The following is a 16,108-nucleotide window of genomic DNA, read 5'->3' as shown; positions in this document are numbered from 1 at the left end:
TCGCGGCGACGGTCGCTGCCTTCGCGCTCCTGTCAGATCCGGCGCCGGGACGAATGTCCTCGGTGGACCCTGCAGACGGTGCCACGCTCGATGCGGCACCCGCCGCCGTCACGGTGATCTTCACCGGCGACCTGGCGCCGTACGACTATCACCTGACCGTCGCGCGGGAAGACGGGGTGGCGGTGACCATGGGCGCCGTCCAGTTCGCCGGTGACCGGCTCGCCGTGCCGGTCGGACTGACGGAGGGCTCGTTCCTCGTCGCGTTCCACGTCCGGCTCCGTGACGGTGCCGAGCTGTCGGGGATGACCCGGTTCGGTGTCGGCGTCGCCGTGGCCCCGATCGGTCCGGCCGACGGTGGCCCGGCCGCGGGCGGGCATCAGCACGTCAGCGCCGACCCGATGAACCTGGCACTGCTCGTCGTCGACGCCGTCCTGCTGCTCTCGCTCGCCTGCGCGTTGCTGTGGCGTTCGAAACGGTGGCTTCTACGCCGGTGAGGCCGGAGGCGCCCGCTTCCGGCCCTGGACGATCCAAGGTTGAGGAGGCAAGGCCATGCCGACCACGCTCGGCTCACTGCGCCGTCTGGTGCTGACCCCATCATTCAAAGAGGTGTCCTTCGCGCACCGGGGCTTCCCGGTCGTGCCGACCGACGCGACCCGCCGACTTGAGGCGATTCCACAGGCAGTGCTCGTCGGCTTCGAATTCGGCGTCGATACCCGCACCTCAACGGAGCTCGTGGACCGGCTGGAGCTGGTGGAACCCGAGATGCGCGGCTTCGCCTACGAGGGCGCGACGATGGCGGTCACCGTCCTCGACGCGATGGCTGGCGGCCGAGGCCGCCGGGCACAGCAACTGCTGTCCGGGCCTGCGGTGCCGCACACGTTTCTGACGTACATCGGCATCGGGTTCGCCATGGCCCGGCTTCCGCGCCCGCTGTGGAGGCGGATCTTGCCGGATCTCACCGGCACGCCGTACTACCCGACGATGAGTTGGCTCGCAGTGGATGGCTACGGCTTCGACCGCGCCTACTTCCAGACCGAGCGTTGGGTGACCCGCCAGGAACGACTGGCACCGTATCCCTGGCAGGGCCGCGCCGACTATTTCCCGCGCGCCTGCGACCAGGGTATCGGGCGGGCGCTGTGGTTCATCCACGGTGGACAGGTGCCCGACGTCGTCGCTGCCGTCGGCCGGTTCGCCGTGGACCGGCAGGCCGACCTGTGGAGCGGCGTCGGGTTGGCGGCCACGTTCGCCGGCGGCAGCGACGCAGCCGGGCTCGCGGCATTGCGCCGCGATGCCGGGGAGAACTGGACCCACGTGGCGCAGGGCGCTGTCTTCGCGGCGAAGGCCCGGGTCTTCTCCGGCTTCGAACCCGAGCACACCGCGGTCGCGGTCGGGGCGCTGACCGATCTGACCGTCGCCCGGGCGGCGGCACTCGCCGACGACGTCGCCGTCGACGCAGCCAGTGCAGCAATCGGTGACGGATTCGGCGGCGCCGCCGAGGTCGACTACGAGGTGTGGCGGGCGAAGATCCGTGGCGCCGTCGGCACACGGACCAGATCCACGCGATAGTCATTGGCACTTACCGAGTGCCGATCCGACGTGCGGGCCGCAACTGTGGAGAAGACGTCGCGGACATCGCCCGATGACAATTTGTCGAACCTGTCTATCTGGGGGCCCCGAATGACGATCTTTCAGTCCCTTCGCCGGCGCATGCTCACACCGAATGTCAAAGAAACCAGAATGGACGTACGTGGCTTCCACGTGAAAAGCCCGGAGGCACGCGACCGGCTGGAGGCCGTCGGGCGGTACTTCCTCACCGGGTACGCGATCGCCGCCGAGGTCCCGTACCCGGCTGACGCCGACGGGCGGCTCGCTGACGTCCCGTACGCCTACCGCGGTTTCGCCTACGAAGGCGCCGCCATGGCGTTCGCGGTTCGTGACGGGCTGCCCGTCGGCGGTGGCCACCACGTCGAGGACTTCCTCGCCGGTCACGCCGACGCCCATCTCTACATGGCATACGTCGGGGTCGGCTGGGCGATGGCCCGGGTGCCCCGGTTCCGGTGGTCATCGCTGTACGCGAAGGATCCGCTGCTGCGCTGGCTCGTACTGGACGGCTACGGCTTTCACCAGGCGTACTTCAAGACTCGGCAGTACGTCGACGAGTGCTATCAGGATGACGCGTTTCCCTGGCCGGCCGACGGACCGTCCTGGTACGCCAACCGTGTCATCGACCAGGGCGTCGGGCGGGCCACGTGGTTCGTGTGCGGCACCGACCCGCGTCGCGTCGTGGCGGCGTTCGACCGGTTCGACGAGCGCCGGCGTGCCGATCTGTACGCCGGCGCCGGGCTGGCGGCCACCTACGCGGGCGGCTGCGACGAGGCGGAGCTGGCCTGGTTCAGGGACGCTGCCGGCGACTTTGCCGGGGACGTCGCGCAGGGTTCGGCGTTCGCGGCCGGCGCGCGGGTCCGGGCCCGGCTCGTGGTCGCTCACAACGAGGTCGCTACCCAGGTCCTCTGCGGCCAGTCGACGGCCGGTGCGGCCAAGGTGACCGACGAGGCACTCATCGGACTTCCCTTCGACGACGAGGTCCCCGCGTACGAGATCTGGCGGGTACGCATCAGAGAGGCGCTCACGGAGCGCACGAAAGGTGACCTGAAATGACCAACATCGCCGTGGTGGGCATGGCGTGTCGATACCCGGACGCCACCTCGCCCAGGGAGTTGTGGGAGAACGCGTTGGCCGGCCGCCGCGCGTTTCGGCAGTTGCCCGACGAACGCATGCGGCTTGAGGACTACTTCGACGCTGACCCCAAGGCCAAGGACCGTTTCTACGCCCGCCTGGCGGCGGTCATCGAAGGCTATGAGTTCGACCGGGTCGCGTACAAGATCGCCGGCAGCACGTACCGGTCGACCGACCTGACGCATTGGCTTGCCCTGGACGTCGCCGCCCTCGCGCTCGCCGACGCCGGTTTCCCGATGGCGGAAGGCCTTCCGCGAGAGCGCACAGCCGTCATCGTCGGCAACAGCCTCACCGGCGAATTCGCCCGCGCGAACCAGCTGCGGTTGCGGTGGCCGTATGTGAGCCGCATGGTCACCGCCGCGCTCAAGGCCCAGGACTGGGACGACGACCAGCTGCAGGGCTTCCTGGCGGAGTTCGAGGACGCCTACAAGCAGCCGTTCCCGGAGATCGACGAGGACACCCTTGCCGGCGCCCTGTCCAACACGATCGCCGGACGCATCTGCAACCACTTCGACCTCAGGGGTGGCGGCTACACCGTCGACGGTGCCTGTTCCTCCTCGCTGCTGTCCGTTGCGACTGCTTGCAAGGCACTCGTGGACGGTGAGGCCGACGTTGCGGTTGCCGGTGGTGTCGACCTGTCCATCGACCCGTTCGAGATCATCGGATTCGCTAAGACGGGTGCCCTCGCCACCGCTGAGATGCGCGTCTACGACCGCGGCTCCAACGGGTTCTGGCCCGGCGAAGGCTGCGGCATGGTCGTACTCATGCGCGAGCCGGAAGCGCGTACGGCCGGACACCGCATCTACGCCTCCATCGCCGGCTGGGGCATCTCCTCCGACGGCAAGGGCGGTATGACCCGGCCGGAGGCCGGCGGCTACCAGCTCGCACTGCGCCGCGCGTACGAGCGGGCCGGGTTCGGCATCGAGAGCGTGGCGCTGTTTGAGGGACACGGCACCGGCACAAAGGTCGGTGACACCACCGAGCTCACCGCACTGTCGGCGGCCCGCCGCGAGGCGGACCCCGGCTCGGCGCCCGCCGCGATCAGCTCGATCAAGGGCATGATCGGTCACACGAAGGCCGCTGCCGGCGTCGCGGGACTCATCAAGGCCGCCCTCGCTGCCTACCATCAGGTGCTGCCGCCGTCGATCGGCACCCGGGATCCGCACGAGGTTCTGGGCGGTGTCGCACCAGCGCTGCGAGTGCTGCGCAAGGCCGAGGCGTGGCCGCGGGACCTGCCGGTGCGCGTCGGAATCACCGCGATGGGCTTCGGCGGGATCAACACCCACATCGTGCTGGAAAACACGGCACCGCGCCGCCGCACATCGATGGACAGCCGTACCAGGGCCCTGGCCTCATCGCTGCAGGACGTCGAGCTGCTGCTGGCCGACGCCGGATCAGCGCAGGAGCTGCGAGAGAAACTCGACGAGCTGGTGCACTTCCTGCCCACACTCTCCTACGCCCAGTTGTCGGACCTGTCCGTCACGCTGCACAACGGGCTGCGCGACCTGCCCTACCGAGCCGCCGTCATCGTGTCCTCACCCGAGACCGCTGTCGAGCGCCTGAGCCGGCTGTGCAAGATCCTCGATGACGGCGGCACCAGTCACATCGCCGCGGACGGTCACAGCTTCCTCGGCCACGTCAGCGGGCCGGGCAAGATCGGGTTCCTGTTCCCCGGCCAGGGCTCCGGCCGGGGCGTTTCCGGCGGAGCAATGCGTCGCCGGTTCGCCGAGGCCGAGGAGGTATACGTCGACGCGGCGCTGCCGACCGCCGGTGACGTCGTCGCGACCGAGGTCGCCCAGCCGCGCATCGTGACCGGCTCGATGGCTGCGCTGCGGGTCATGTCCGCGCTGGGTATCGAGGCGAGCGTCGCAGTCGGGCACAGTCTCGGTGAACTCGCCGCGCTGCAGTGGGCCGGGGTCATGGACGAGGCCGCCCTGCTGCGCATCGCGGCACTGCGCGGACGCACCATGTTGCAGCACAGTGCCTCAGGAACGATGGCCGGGATCGCGGCAAGCCCCGAGCGCGTCGAAGCACTCGTCGCTGGGCTGCCCGTCGTCATCGCCGGCTACAACGGCCCGGCCCAGACCGTCGTCGCCGGACCAGTGGACGCGATCCAGACCGTCGGCGAGCGGGCGAATGCCGCCTCCGTGCAGTGGACCAGACTGCACGTCTCGCACGCGTTCCACTCCCCGCTGGTCGCCCCGGCCGCCGCCGCATTCGGTGCAGCCCTGGCAAAGGAGGAGTTCGCCGCCGTAGGACGGCGGGTCGTCTCGACCGTCACCGGCGATGTGCTGCCCTGCGACACCGACATCGCCGCGTTGCTGCACCGCCAGATCACCGACCCGGTGCTGTTCAACCAGGCCGTCGAGCTGGCCGCCAAAGAGGTCGACCTGTTCCTCGAGGTCGGTCCGGGCCGGGTGCTGTGCGACCTGGCGGCCTCGGTAGCCGACGTGCCGGCCGTGGCCGTGAACACCGACGACGAGTCGATCGCCGGTGTGCTGCGGGCCGTGGCCGCCGCATACATCGTCGGTGCAGCACCGGTGGACAGCGCGCTGTTCCACGGCCGGCTGATCCGCCCGGTGGCGATCGGTGCGAAGTTCTCGTTCTTCGCCAGCCCGTGCGAGCAGGCACCACAGGTCAGGGCGGTCCGCCGCAAGGACACCCTCGCGGCGGCGCCAGCGATGCAGACGATCGCACTGGCAGGACCGAGCGCCGATGCTGACGCCGCGGCGGCCGAGTCCACTGTCCAGCTGCTGCGACGGATCGCCGCCGAGCGGGCCGAGCTGCCGGTGGAACTCGTGCGCACCGACAACCGCCTCCTGGACGACCTGCATCTGAGCTCGATCACCGTAGGTCAGGTGCTCAACCAAGTGGCGCAGCAGATGGGCCTGCCGGTGGCGCAGCTGCCGACGAACCTCGCCACCGCAACCATCGAGGAGCTCGGCGACGCGCTCGACACGCTCGCCGCTACCGCTCAGGACGGTGCCACATCCGCGGTCACGCAGGTGGCCGGCGCAGCGCCGTGGGCCCGCGCGTTCTCGGTGGATCTTGACGCGGCCGCACTGTCGTCTCCCGGCACGAAGCAGGCAGACGGCCGCTGGGAGGTCTACGCCGACGCCGGGCACCCTCTCGCCGAGCCGCTACGCCGTGCGCTGGAGCGTGCCGGGGTCGGCGCAGGGCTCCTGGTCTGCCTGCCCGAGCGGTGCACCGAGGAACAGCTGCAGATCGCGCTGAACGGCGCCAAGGCCGCAGTGTCCGGCCGGGAACCCGGGCGATTCGTGCTCGTGCAGCATGGCCGCGGCGCGGCCGGTCTGGCCAAGACCGTCCGATTGGAGGCGCCACACCTCACGACCACTGTCGTTCACGTCCCGGCGATCGCTGCCGCCGTCGACTGGGTCGTCGCGGAGGTCGCTGCGACAACAGGCTTCACGGAGGCGTACTACGACGCAGACGGTGTCCGGCGGGTGCCGACGCTGCGAGCGATGCAGGTCGAACCGGCGATCACGCACATCCCACTGGAACGCACCGACGTGCTGCTGGTGACCGGCGGCGGCAAGGGCATCACCGCCGAATGCGCGCTGGCGATGGCCACCGACAGCGGGGCGTCGCTTGCCCTCCTAGGCCGCTCCGACCCCGCCCAGGACGCAGAGCTGGCAGCCAACCTGCGTCGCATGGCCGAGCATGGCGTCACCGTCAGCTACACACAGGCGGACGTCACCGACGCTGCGGCGGTCACATTGGCCGTCACCACTCTGACCAGGGAACTCGGCCCGATCACGGCCATACTGCACGGCGCCGGCCGCAACGAGCCCAGCTCCATCACCAACCTGGACATGGCGGCGTTCCGCAGCACGTTCGCCCCGAAGATCGACGGACTACGGGCGGTCCTGGACGCAGTTGACCCGTCCAGGTTGAAGCTCCTTGTGACGCTCGGCAGCATCATTGGCCGGGCAGGACTGCGCGGCGAGGCGCACTACGCAACTGCCAACGAATGGCTCGCCGACCTCACCGTACGGACCGGCCAGCAACTGCCGAACTGTCGCACACTGTGCATGGAATGGTCCGTGTGGTCCGGCGTCGGCATGGGCGAGCGCCTGTCAGTGGTCGAGTCACTGACGCGCGAGGGCGTCGTGCCGATCACCCCCGACCAGGGCATCGCAGTGCTGCGCCGGCTACTGGCAGACTCTGAGGCCCCGTCGGTCGTCGTCATCAGCGGCCGTACGCAGGGCATCGACACGGTTCGCTACGACAAGCCGGACCTGCCGCTGCTGCGCTTCGTGGAGCGGCCACTGGTCCGCTACCACGGCGTCGAGCTCGTCACTGAGGTCGAGCTGAGTGCGGGCACCGACCTGTACCTCGCCGACCACCTGCTCGACGGCAACCTGCTGTTCCCGGCGGTCTTCGGCATGGAGGCAATGGCCCAGGTTACGGCCGCCGTCACCGGTCACACCGGGGTGCCGGTCATCGAAGACGCCCGGTTTCTGCGGCCGATCGTGGTGCCGCCGGACGGCAGCACCGTCATCCGCGTCGCCGCGGTCGTCACCACCGACGACACCGTCGAAGTGGTCATCCGCAGTGCGGAGACACAGTTCGCAGCCGACCACTTTCGGGCGCGTCTGCGGCTCAACCGCGGCGAGGCGCCCGACGGTCCGCCAGTGCAGACCGCCGCCGGGCAGCCCGCGGTTGTGCTGGACCCGCTGGCCGAGCTCTACGACGGCGTGCTGTTCCAAGGCGGCCGGTTCCAGCGGCTGCGCGACTACCAGCGGCTCGCGGCCCGCGACGTCGACGCCCACGTGGTGGCCGACCCGGGTACACGGTGGTTCGCGGCATACCTGCCGGACCGGTTGCTGCTCGGCGACCCGGGCGTGCGTGACGCGCTCATGCACGGCAACCAGGTGTGTGTGCCGGACGCGACGCTGCTGCCGGCCGGGGTCGAACGCATCCACCCCGCGGGGGAGCGGCTCACGTCGATGACCGGGCTGCGGTACTGCGCGACGGAACGCAGCCGCGACGGAGACCTGTACATCTACGACATCGCCCTGCGCGCCAGCGACGGCACGGTCGTCGAACGTTGGGACGGACTGCACCTTCGCGCCGTGCGGAAGCTCGACGGCCGCGGACCGTGGGTCGCGCCGCTGCTGGGTCCCTACCTGGAGCGGAAGCTCGAGGACCTGGTCGGGATGCGGGTGTCGGTCGCGGTCGAACCCGACTGCCAAACAGTCGGCGGAAATGAGGTGACACAACGGCGGACCCGCACCGCGGTGGCCGCCAGCCGGGTCTTCGGCCGCCACGTCACCGTGCGGTACCGCCCCGACGGCAAGCCCGAGGTCGACGACCCGCGGACCGTCTCCGCGGCACACGGTGCAGGTCTGACCCTGTGCACCGCGGCGACCGGGGTGCTCGGCTGCGATGTCGAACCGGTCGTCGCCCGCACCGCGGAAGAATGGAAAGGGCTGCTCGGCGCACACGCCGACCTGGCGGTGCTCACCGGCAGTGTGACCGGTGAGGAGCAGGACACCACCGCGACACGTGTCTGGTCAGTGGTGGAGTCCATGCAAAAGGCGGGTCGCTCAACGCTGGGACCGGTAAGCCTGACATCGACAGACCACGCCGGCTGGGTCGTGTTCTCCACCGGAGACGGGTCCGTGGCGACCTTCGTCACCACCGTGCGCGGCATCACCGAACCCATCGTCTTCGCAGTGCTGACCGGAGGTTCGCAGTGATGGAGCCGTACTTCGAGTATCTGCACACCGTGGGCTTTGAAGAGACCAACCTCGTCGGCAACGTGTACTACGTCAACTATCTGCGCTGGCAGGGCCGCTGCCGGGAACTCTTCCTCAGGGACAAGGCACCCGAGGTGCTGGCCGACCTGCAGGACGACCTGAAGTTGTTCACGCTCAAGGTCGGATGCGAGTTCTTCGCCGAGATCACCGCATTCGACGACGTGGCGATCCGGATGCGGCTGGTGGAGCTGGCGCAGACCCAGATCGAGTTCAGTTTCGACTACGTACGTGTCGACCCGGCAGGCGGGGAACTACTCGTCGCCCGAGGCGGACAACGGGTGGCCTGCATGCGTGGGCCGAACACCAGGACGGTGCCGGCGCGCGTGCCGGAGGCACTTGCCCGGGCGCTCGGGCCGTACACGTCGACGGTCCGGGTCTAGCCGGCCCAGCCGGGACGAACAGGAGGTGGACGTGGACGTCCAGCCAGGGCCGCCGCTCAACGCGGTGACCAATCCGAAAATGTTGCGGCGTGCCCTCGGCGCGTTCGCGACCGGCGTCACCGTGGTGACCGTCGGCGGCGTCACCGCACACGGCATGACCGCCAACTCATTCACCGCGGTGTCGCTCGACCCGCCGCTGGTATCGATCTGCGTCGGGCGGCAGGCAGTCATGCATGCCTCCCTCGAGGAGGCCGGCGCGTTCGCGGTGTCGGTGCTCTCCTCGGAGCAGGAGGGTCCGGCGCGCTACTTCGCCGACCAGCGCAGGCCGTTGGGCTGGGAACAGTTCGAGGCCGTCGACTGGACCCCCGCGCCGAACACGGGTGCACCGCTGGTCGTCGGCGCCCTGGCGCATTTCGAGTGCGAGGTATGGCGCACCTACGACGGCGGCGACCACACCATCTTCATCGGCCGGATCCTGTCGATGGACCGTGCGGTCGACGACGAGGCCCTGCTGTTCCTGTACGGCAAGTTCCAACACCTACGTCAGGACGTATCGAGGTGACGACGTGACCGCACTCGAGCAGCCCGGGCTACTGGACCCACCCAGCAGCCCGCGGGCCACCGCCATCGGCATGCTGATGCGGATGGGCCGCGACCGGCTCGGCATGATGACCGACGCTGCGAACCGCTACGGCGACGCGTCCCGCCTCGCGGTCGGGCCGAAGACGCTGTACTTCTTCAACCATCCCGAGCACGCCAAGCACGTGCTGGCCGACAACGCCGGCAACTACCACAAGGGCATCGGCCTGGTCCATGCCCGCCGGGCGCTCGGCGATGGTCTGCTCACTAGCGAGGGCGACCTGTGGCGCAAGCAGCGCAAGGTCGTGCAGCCCGCCTTCCAGAGCCGGCGGATAGCGTTGCAGGCCGGCGTCGTTGCGCAGGAGGCGGCCGGGCTCGTCAAACGGCTGCGCGGACAGATCGGCGCCGGTCCGGTCAACGTCCTGGACGAGATGACGACGCTGACCCTCGGCGTTCTCGGCCGTACGTTGCTGGACACCGACCTCGGCCGGCACACCTCGATCGGTGACTCGTTCGCCGCGGTGCAAGACCAGGCGATGTTCGAACTTGCATCGCTCAGCGCGGTGCCGACCTGGATCCCACTACCCCGACAACTGCGATTCCGCCGGGCACGCCGGGACCTGGGCCGCATCGTCGACCAGCTCGTCGCCGGACGCCGAAGCCAGACCAGCGACCGTGACGACGTGCTGTCGCGTCTGATCGTCTCCGCCGACGCCGAGCCGGATCCCGCCGTCGGCCGGCAGCGGCTGCGCGACGAACTGGTCACGTTGCTGCTCGCCGGGCACGAAACGACCGCCAGCACACTCAGCTGGGCCCTCTACCTCATCGACCAACACCCGCATGTACGGCAGCGGCTGCACGACGAGGCGGTCGAGGTCCTCGGCGACCGGCTGCCCGTCTTCGAGGACCTGCACCAGCTGCGGTACACCTCGATGGTCCTGGAGGAGGTGATGCGCCTGTATCCGCCGGTGTGGATCCTGCCGCGCAAGGCGCAGGCCGCGGACGAGGTCGGAGGCTACCGGGTGCCGGCCGGTGCGGACGTGCTCGTATGCCCGTACACACTGCACCGGCACCCAGCATTCTGGCCGGAACCGGAGCGTTTCGACCCGAGCCGCTTCGACCCGGACCGCTCCGCCGGTGCGGCGGAGCGGCCCCGGTACGCGTACATCCCGTTCGGTGCCGGACCCCGGTTCTGTGTCGGCAACCATCTCGGCATGATGGAAGCAGCGTTCGTCATCGCACTGGTGATGCGGGACCTGCGGATGGACAAGGTGCCCGGCTACCGGGTGGTCGCTGAGCCCATGCTGTCGCTACGCATCCGCGGCGGCCTGCCGATGACGGTGTCACCGGCCGGTTAACCCGCGAGGTCCACCAAAGACGAGGTTCCCGCCGGAGTGGCTGCACCGGCGGGAACTCTTGTGTGTTCGGGTGCGCCCAAGTGCGTCTCGGGTACGCCTCGAGTGCCCTTTCAGGCGCCCCGGCAGCAACGCTCGAGGACGAAATGACGGACGCTGCAGAGCACATCCTGAGAAGACATCGCCCCGGCGCTCCGCAACGATAGCGATGGATCGATGAACACGGCCGACCTCACGGCGGTTCTCGACCAGCCCGCGGGATTCCCGCCGGTCAATCAGGCAGGTGCCCGGCCGCCAGCCGCGGGCGACACGGCTGTCGACCTCAAGGGAGAACTGTGCCATCGCATCCTGTCGGAGTCCTGCGCCGGCTCATTCCAGGCGCCTTCGTTCTAGTGCTCGTCGCCGCGCTGTATGTAGCGGCCCAACTGCCCGAGGCATCAGCTGCCACCCGCAGCGCCCTCGCCAACCGGTTCGCGTTCAGCGAGCTGCAGATCGCACTGCCACCGGGCCTTCCGCAGCACACTGTGCGGCAGGTCAACCCGAAGTACGAGCACATCCGTGCCTGGATCTCCTCTGTCGGTGCGTCGATCGCCGTCAACGACATCAACGGCGACGGACGTCCCAACGACCTGTGTCTGGTGGACACCCGCAGCGACTCGGCGATCGTCACGCCTGCGCCGCAGGGCGGGGCGAGCTACTCGCCGTTCGTGCTCAATCCATCTCCGCTGCCGACGAGCGCCACGATGGCGCCGATGGGCTGCGCACCCGGAGACTTCAACGCTGACGGCTGGACCGACCTGCTCGTCTACTACTGGGGCCGGACCCCGGTCGTGTACATGCACAAATCCGGTGCGACCGCGATGGAAATGGCAGCCTTCCGGCCGACGGAACTCGTGGCGCAGTCGAACACTGTCGAAGGTGGTTACGGCGGAGCACTGTGGAACACCAATGCGGTGTCGATCGCCGACTTCGACGGCGACGGCCACGTGGACATCGGAGTATTCAACTACTTCCCCGACACGCAGGTGCTCGACCCACAGGGCGACCCGAACGTGCAGATGAACCACTCGATGTCGCGGGCTGAGAACGCCGGCGGCGCGCACGTCCTGCGCTGGACCGCCGCCAGCAGCGGCACCGAACCCAGCGTCAGCTACGTGGAACAGAAGGCGCTTCCACCGTCCACGGCAACCGGATGGACCCTCGGTGCGGCCTCTGCCGACCTCAACGGTGATCTGCTGCCGGAGCTCTACCTCGCCAATGACTTCGGACGGGACCGCTTCTTTCACAACGTCTCCACCCCCGGTCAGATCAAGTTCGCCCTCGCGGAGGGCGAACGCGGCGCGTTCACACCGAAGTCGCTCGTCGTCGGGCACGACTCCTTCAAGGGCATGGGGATCGAATTTAATGACCTGTCCGGCGACGGACAGTTCGACATGTTCATCAGCAACATCACCACCAGCTGGGGCCTAGAGGAGAGCAACCTCTACTACCAGAACATCGCGGCGAACCCGTCGAAGGCAGCCACGATGCTCAAAGACGGACGAGCGCCCTTCGAGAACAAGGCCGCCGCAGCCAACATCGCCTGGGTCGGTTGGGGGTGGGACGCCAAGGCAGCCGACTTCGACAACAGCGGCCAGCTGTCGCTCGTGCAGTCCGCCGGGTTCGTCAAGGGCACCATCAACCGCTGGTCCTGGCTGCAGGAACTGGCGATGACCAACGACCTACTGCTGCAGGAACCGCAGATGTGGCCCAACGCGAAACCCGGCGACGACATCGCCGGCTCGCAACCGTTCGCCTTCTGGGTCAAGGAACGCAACGGCCGCTATGCCAACGTCAGCGCCGAACTCGGCATGACCTCGGACATCCCGAGCCGCGGCGTCGCGATCGCCGACGCCGACGGTGACGGCGCCCAGGACTTCGCCATTGCCCGGCAGTGGGGCGCTCCGTCCTACTACCGCAACACGAAGGCCGGCACCGGAGATTACATCAGCATCGGCCTGTACCGCCCGGCGGCCAATGCCGTCACCGCATCCGGCGGCCTGCCAGGCGCACCGGCCTACAACGCCCAGGTACGCGTCACCACCGCCGACGGCCACACGCAGGTGCAGCAGCTCGACGGCGGCGGCGGACATTCCGGCAAGCGCGGCTTCGACCAGCACTTCGGGCTCGGCGCCAACGGCGGCAAGCCAGTGTCGGTCGAGGTGTGCTGGCTCGACAACGTCGGCGCCATGCACAAGCAGACACTGCAGCTGACCCCCGGTCGGCACAACCTCATGTTGAACACGCAAGCCGAGGAGGTGCAGCCGTCATGACCGACGTGCAGCCCCGCATCAATGTTCCGACCAAGACGCCGGCCTCGACGGTGCCGCCAGCGGCAGCCGTGACGCCGGCCGTCGCGGCCGCACCAGCGGCGCCGCTGCGCGTGGACGGTCGTGACCCGCGCTATCTCGCCCTGCGCAACTTCGCCATCTCGATGAGCATCTTCAACATCCTGGGCTACACCGTGCTCGGCTTCGAGCAGCCGTGGACATGGCCGATCTTCTCCCTCGCCATCGGCTATTCGACGGAGCTCGTCGTGGAGTGGATCGCGGCGAAAGCCGAACGGCGCGCCCCCGGCTACTCCGGGCACGGCGGCTGGGGCCTGTACACATTCCTGCTGCCGGCGCACATCACCGCACTTGCCGCGAACATGCTGCTGTACGCCAACGACGTGTACTGGCCGATCGCGTTCGCCGTCGTCGTGGCCGTCGGGCAGAAGGTGCTGCTGCGGGCCCCGATCAAAGGCCGGTTGCGGCACTTCATGAACCCGTCGAACTTCGGCATCACAGTGACGTTGCTGCTGTTCGGCTGGGTCAACGTGGCACCGCCGTACCACTTCACCGAGCACGTACCCGACGTGATCCGCATCGTGGTGCCCACCGTCATCCTGACCGCCGGCACGATCCTCAACGCGTTGCTGACCAAACGGGTCGCATTGATCGTCGGCTGGGTCGGCGCCTTCGTGATCCAGGCACTGATCCGACACTACGTGTGGGACGTGGCGCTATGGGCGGCGCTCGGCCCGATGACCGGCGTCGCGTTCATCCTCTTCACCAACTACATGATCACCGACCCGGGCACCACACCGACGTCGGGCAAGGCGCAGTTCATGTTCGGCTCCAGTGTCGCGTTCGTCTACGGCGCGCTGCTGCTGGCGAACGTGGTCTACACGCTGTTCTTCGCGGTCACCATCGTCTGCGCCGCCCGCGGCCTGTACTGGTGGGCCAAATGGCTACGGCAGCGCCGGACGGCCCCACTCACCACCTGAGGCAGCACCGTGCCGGCACCGGGACGACGACGTCCCGGTGCCGGCGGGCATTACGTCACCCGACCTGTCGTCCCAGCGGAGGCACCATGCGCGCTACCGACCTACGAACCGCAGCGGCGGTCCCACCCCTCACCTCGCGACCGGCCCGCAACGGCCGGGTCGTCCTGTTCAGCCTCCTGTCCGGCGTCGTCCTCGCCGTGCTGTGGTCCTACGAACTGGTCGATTCCGTCATCGGCGACACCGTTGCCAACGGCCTGCTCGGCCACGACGCGAAGCAGACCGCCATCACCGGCACGACCGCCGGTCTGGTGTTCGCGTTCGTGTCCGGCTTGGCCGGCACATTCACCGCCTGCAACATCGCGATGGCCGCCTCGGTCGGACCGCTGTCGCAAGCCGGTGCCGGGCAGCGCGGCGGAGCGCTGCGGCGGCTGCTGCGCCCCCTTGGCTGGCTTGCATTGGGCATGGTCGTGGTGTCCGCAACCTACGGCTTCATCGGCGTTCTGCTCGGTGACCGGTTGCCACAGCTGTCCACCGACAAGGTCGGCGACGTCCCGGTCAGGCTCCTACAGTCCTCGGTGGTCTTCGGCGTCATCGGCCTCACCTTGGTCTATCTCGGGCTGGCCGCACTCGGAGTGCTGCCCGACCTGTTCCGTGACCGGCCCGCCACCCGAGTCGTCGTCCTTGGAGGCCTGGTGGGCGGCTTCCTCATCGGCCGTCCGTACCCGCTGTTTAACAAGCTCTTCCACTACGCTGCGGACACCGACAACCCGCTGTACGGCGCGTTCGCGTTCGTCCTGCAGTCGCTGGGCAACATCGTGTTCGTCGCGGCGGTCTTCGCAGTCGTCGTGCTGCTCACCAGAGGCCGGTTCCTGTCTTGGCTCAGTGCGAACCCGAGACGGACCGCAATGGTGACGGGCAGCCTGCTCATCGCTCTCGGCGTATTCAACATCGTCTACTGGGACGTGCGCCTGCCGGCGATGTTCGGCATCGGATGGTTCCCGACCATGTGGTACAACAGCTGACCTTTCGTTCCGTCGTGCCTCGGGGCCGCCGACGCGGCCCCGAATACGTCTCCTGGGATGGTGCCGATGACTGCCGTGCCGCAGGAACGCTGGAAGCATGCCCGGGCCGCCGTGCTCGACACCGGCCGGCGCTTCGACTCGCTCGTCAGATCCACTCCCGATCCCGCGGCGATGGCAACCGCGGAGTGGTCCATCGCGGACTCTGCTGCCCATGTGCTGTCCATCGCCACACTGTGCCTGCTACTGCTCGACCCCGACGCGCCGCCACCGCCGGTGCCGGGGCTGCGTGAGCTGCTGTCAGCTACGAACGTCGACACCGTCGCCGACACCAATTCCTACGTCATGCGGCACCTCCCCGAACGCGACATCGAAGTCGTCAGGCATGACCTGCAGACATCGATCGAGCGGATCCTGCTCGTCACCCGCACCGCCAACCCGGCCTCGACGGTCACCTGGCTCGGTGACGCGCAGGTTACCGTCGCCGGGGTGCTGGCGCACCTCGTCAACGAGATGCTGGTGCACGGTTGGGACATGGCGCGCGCGGCCCGCCTGCCATGGCCGATGCCCGACGCCGACGCGGCGCTGTTCTTCGACCTGTTCCTCGTCGACATGATCCGCAACGACTACGGCGCGCTGCTCAACGCCGACGTCCGGATGCCGAAACACCGCATCGCGGTAAGGTTTCGTTCCGCGCACACCACGACAGCGATCCTGGAACTGCATCAGGGCCGGGTCGAGGTCGCACCGCCGGGCGGCCCATACGACGCCAGCCTGACGTTTCGCCCCGCCCGCTTCAATCTGATGCTCTTCGGCCGCATCAGCGCTCTGCGGGCCGCGGCCAGCCGGGACGTCGTCGTCGGCGGTCCCCGCCCATGGCGGCTGCGCGCGTTCCTGCGGGTCGTGCACATGCCCAATAACGCCCGCCCCTGAACGCCGGCGCCCGCCC

General features: G+C 68.7%; 11 protein-coding genes. All 11 read left to right on the top strand.

All coding sequences use genetic code 11. The features are described from left to right. The first annotated feature begins 62 nt into the window (after positions 1 to 62). The 11 genes from AB0K00_RS47330 (at position 63) to AB0K00_RS47280 (ending at position 16,092) form a co-directional block, all read left to right on the top strand. Positions 63 to 494: a copper resistance protein CopC gene (locus AB0K00_RS47330; protein ID WP_363536220.1), complete on the top strand. Its 432-nt coding sequence runs from the start codon at positions 63 to 65 to the stop codon at positions 492 to 494. 55 nt (positions 495 to 549) lie between these two features. After that, a complete protein-coding gene (locus tag AB0K00_RS47325; protein WP_363536217.1) occupies positions 550 to 1,566 on the top strand; it encodes a DUF1702 family protein in 1,017 nt (338 codons plus the stop codon). A gap of 111 nt (positions 1,567 to 1,677) precedes the next feature. Beyond that, on the top strand, positions 1,678 to 2,658 hold the full coding sequence (locus AB0K00_RS47320; protein ID WP_363536214.1) for a DUF1702 family protein: 981 nt from the start codon (positions 1,678 to 1,680) through the stop codon (positions 2,656 to 2,658). Then, a complete protein-coding gene (locus tag AB0K00_RS47315; protein ID WP_363536211.1) occupies positions 2,655 to 8,459 on the top strand; it encodes a type I polyketide synthase in 5,805 nt (1,934 codons plus the stop codon). Before AB0K00_RS47320 ends, AB0K00_RS47315 begins: the two co-directional genes overlap by 4 nt. Beyond that, positions 8,459 to 8,899 (top strand): acyl-CoA thioesterase, encoded by a 441-nt coding sequence (locus AB0K00_RS47310; RefSeq protein WP_363536208.1) that lies wholly within the window; start codon positions 8,459 to 8,461, stop codon positions 8,897 to 8,899. Before AB0K00_RS47315 ends, AB0K00_RS47310 begins: the two co-directional genes overlap by 1 nt. Positions 8,900 to 8,978: 79 nt before the next feature. Continuing rightward, positions 8,979 to 9,461 (top strand): flavin reductase family protein, encoded by a 483-nt coding sequence (locus tag AB0K00_RS47305; protein ID WP_363536293.1) that lies wholly within the window; start codon positions 8,979 to 8,981, stop codon positions 9,459 to 9,461. Positions 9,462 to 9,492: 31 nt separating this feature from the next. Next, positions 9,493 to 10,836: a cytochrome P450 gene (locus tag AB0K00_RS47300; protein ID WP_363536290.1), complete on the top strand. Its 1,344-nt coding sequence runs from the start codon at positions 9,493 to 9,495 to the stop codon at positions 10,834 to 10,836. A 332-nt stretch (positions 10,837 to 11,168) separates the two neighbouring features. Then, the gene (locus AB0K00_RS47295; RefSeq protein WP_363536205.1) at positions 11,169 to 13,145 is read left to right on the top strand and encodes a CRTAC1 family protein; all 1,977 of its coding nucleotides are present in this window, start codon (positions 11,169 to 11,171) and stop codon (positions 13,143 to 13,145) included. Beyond that, the gene (locus tag AB0K00_RS47290; protein ID WP_363536202.1) at positions 13,142 to 14,140 is read left to right on the top strand and encodes an enediyne biosynthesis protein; all 999 of its coding nucleotides are present in this window, start codon (positions 13,142 to 13,144) and stop codon (positions 14,138 to 14,140) included. The genes AB0K00_RS47295 and AB0K00_RS47290 overlap by 4 nt, the downstream gene beginning before the upstream one ends. Before the next feature lie 86 nt (positions 14,141 to 14,226). Next, positions 14,227 to 15,162 carry a hypothetical protein gene (locus tag AB0K00_RS47285; protein ID WP_363536200.1) on the top strand — a complete coding sequence of 312 codons (936 nt, stop codon included), beginning with the start codon at positions 14,227 to 14,229 and terminating at the stop codon, positions 15,160 to 15,162. Positions 15,163 to 15,228: 66 nt separating this feature from the next. Further along, positions 15,229 to 16,092 carry a maleylpyruvate isomerase N-terminal domain-containing protein gene (locus tag AB0K00_RS47280; protein WP_363536197.1) on the top strand — a complete coding sequence of 288 codons (864 nt, stop codon included), beginning with the start codon at positions 15,229 to 15,231 and terminating at the stop codon, positions 16,090 to 16,092. Positions 16,093 to 16,108 lie beyond the last annotated feature (16 nt).

The organism is Dactylosporangium sp. NPDC049525 (assembly GCF_040676755.1).
In the GTDB taxonomy this organism is placed as follows: domain Bacteria; phylum Actinomycetota; class Actinomycetes; order Mycobacteriales; family Micromonosporaceae; genus Dactylosporangium.
This window is presented reverse-complemented; position numbering and strand designations above follow the sequence as displayed.

Bases quoted from the DNA above. Each gene is read 5' to 3' on its own strand.
- AB0K00_RS47325 (WP_363536217.1), top strand. From the start codon at position 550: ATGCCGACCACGCTCGGCTCACTGCGCCGTCTGGTGCTGACCCCATCA.
- AB0K00_RS47320 (WP_363536214.1), top strand. From the start codon at position 1,678: ATGACGATCTTTCAGTCCCTTCGCCGGCGCATGCTCACACCGAATGTC.
- AB0K00_RS47315 (WP_363536211.1), top strand. From the start codon at position 2,655: ATGACCAACATCGCCGTGGTGGGCATGGCGTGTCGATACCCGGACGCC.
- AB0K00_RS47310 (WP_363536208.1), top strand. From the start codon at position 8,459: ATGGAGCCGTACTTCGAGTATCTGCACACCGTGGGCTTTGAAGAGACC.
- AB0K00_RS47305 (WP_363536293.1), top strand. From the start codon at position 8,979: ATGTTGCGGCGTGCCCTCGGCGCGTTCGCGACCGGCGTCACCGTGGTG.
- AB0K00_RS47290 (WP_363536202.1), top strand. From the start codon at position 13,142: ATGACCGACGTGCAGCCCCGCATCAATGTTCCGACCAAGACGCCGGCC.
- AB0K00_RS47285 (WP_363536200.1), top strand. From the start codon at position 14,227: ATGCGCGCTACCGACCTACGAACCGCAGCGGCGGTCCCACCCCTCACC.
- AB0K00_RS47280 (WP_363536197.1), top strand. From the start codon at position 15,229: ATGACTGCCGTGCCGCAGGAACGCTGGAAGCATGCCCGGGCCGCCGTG.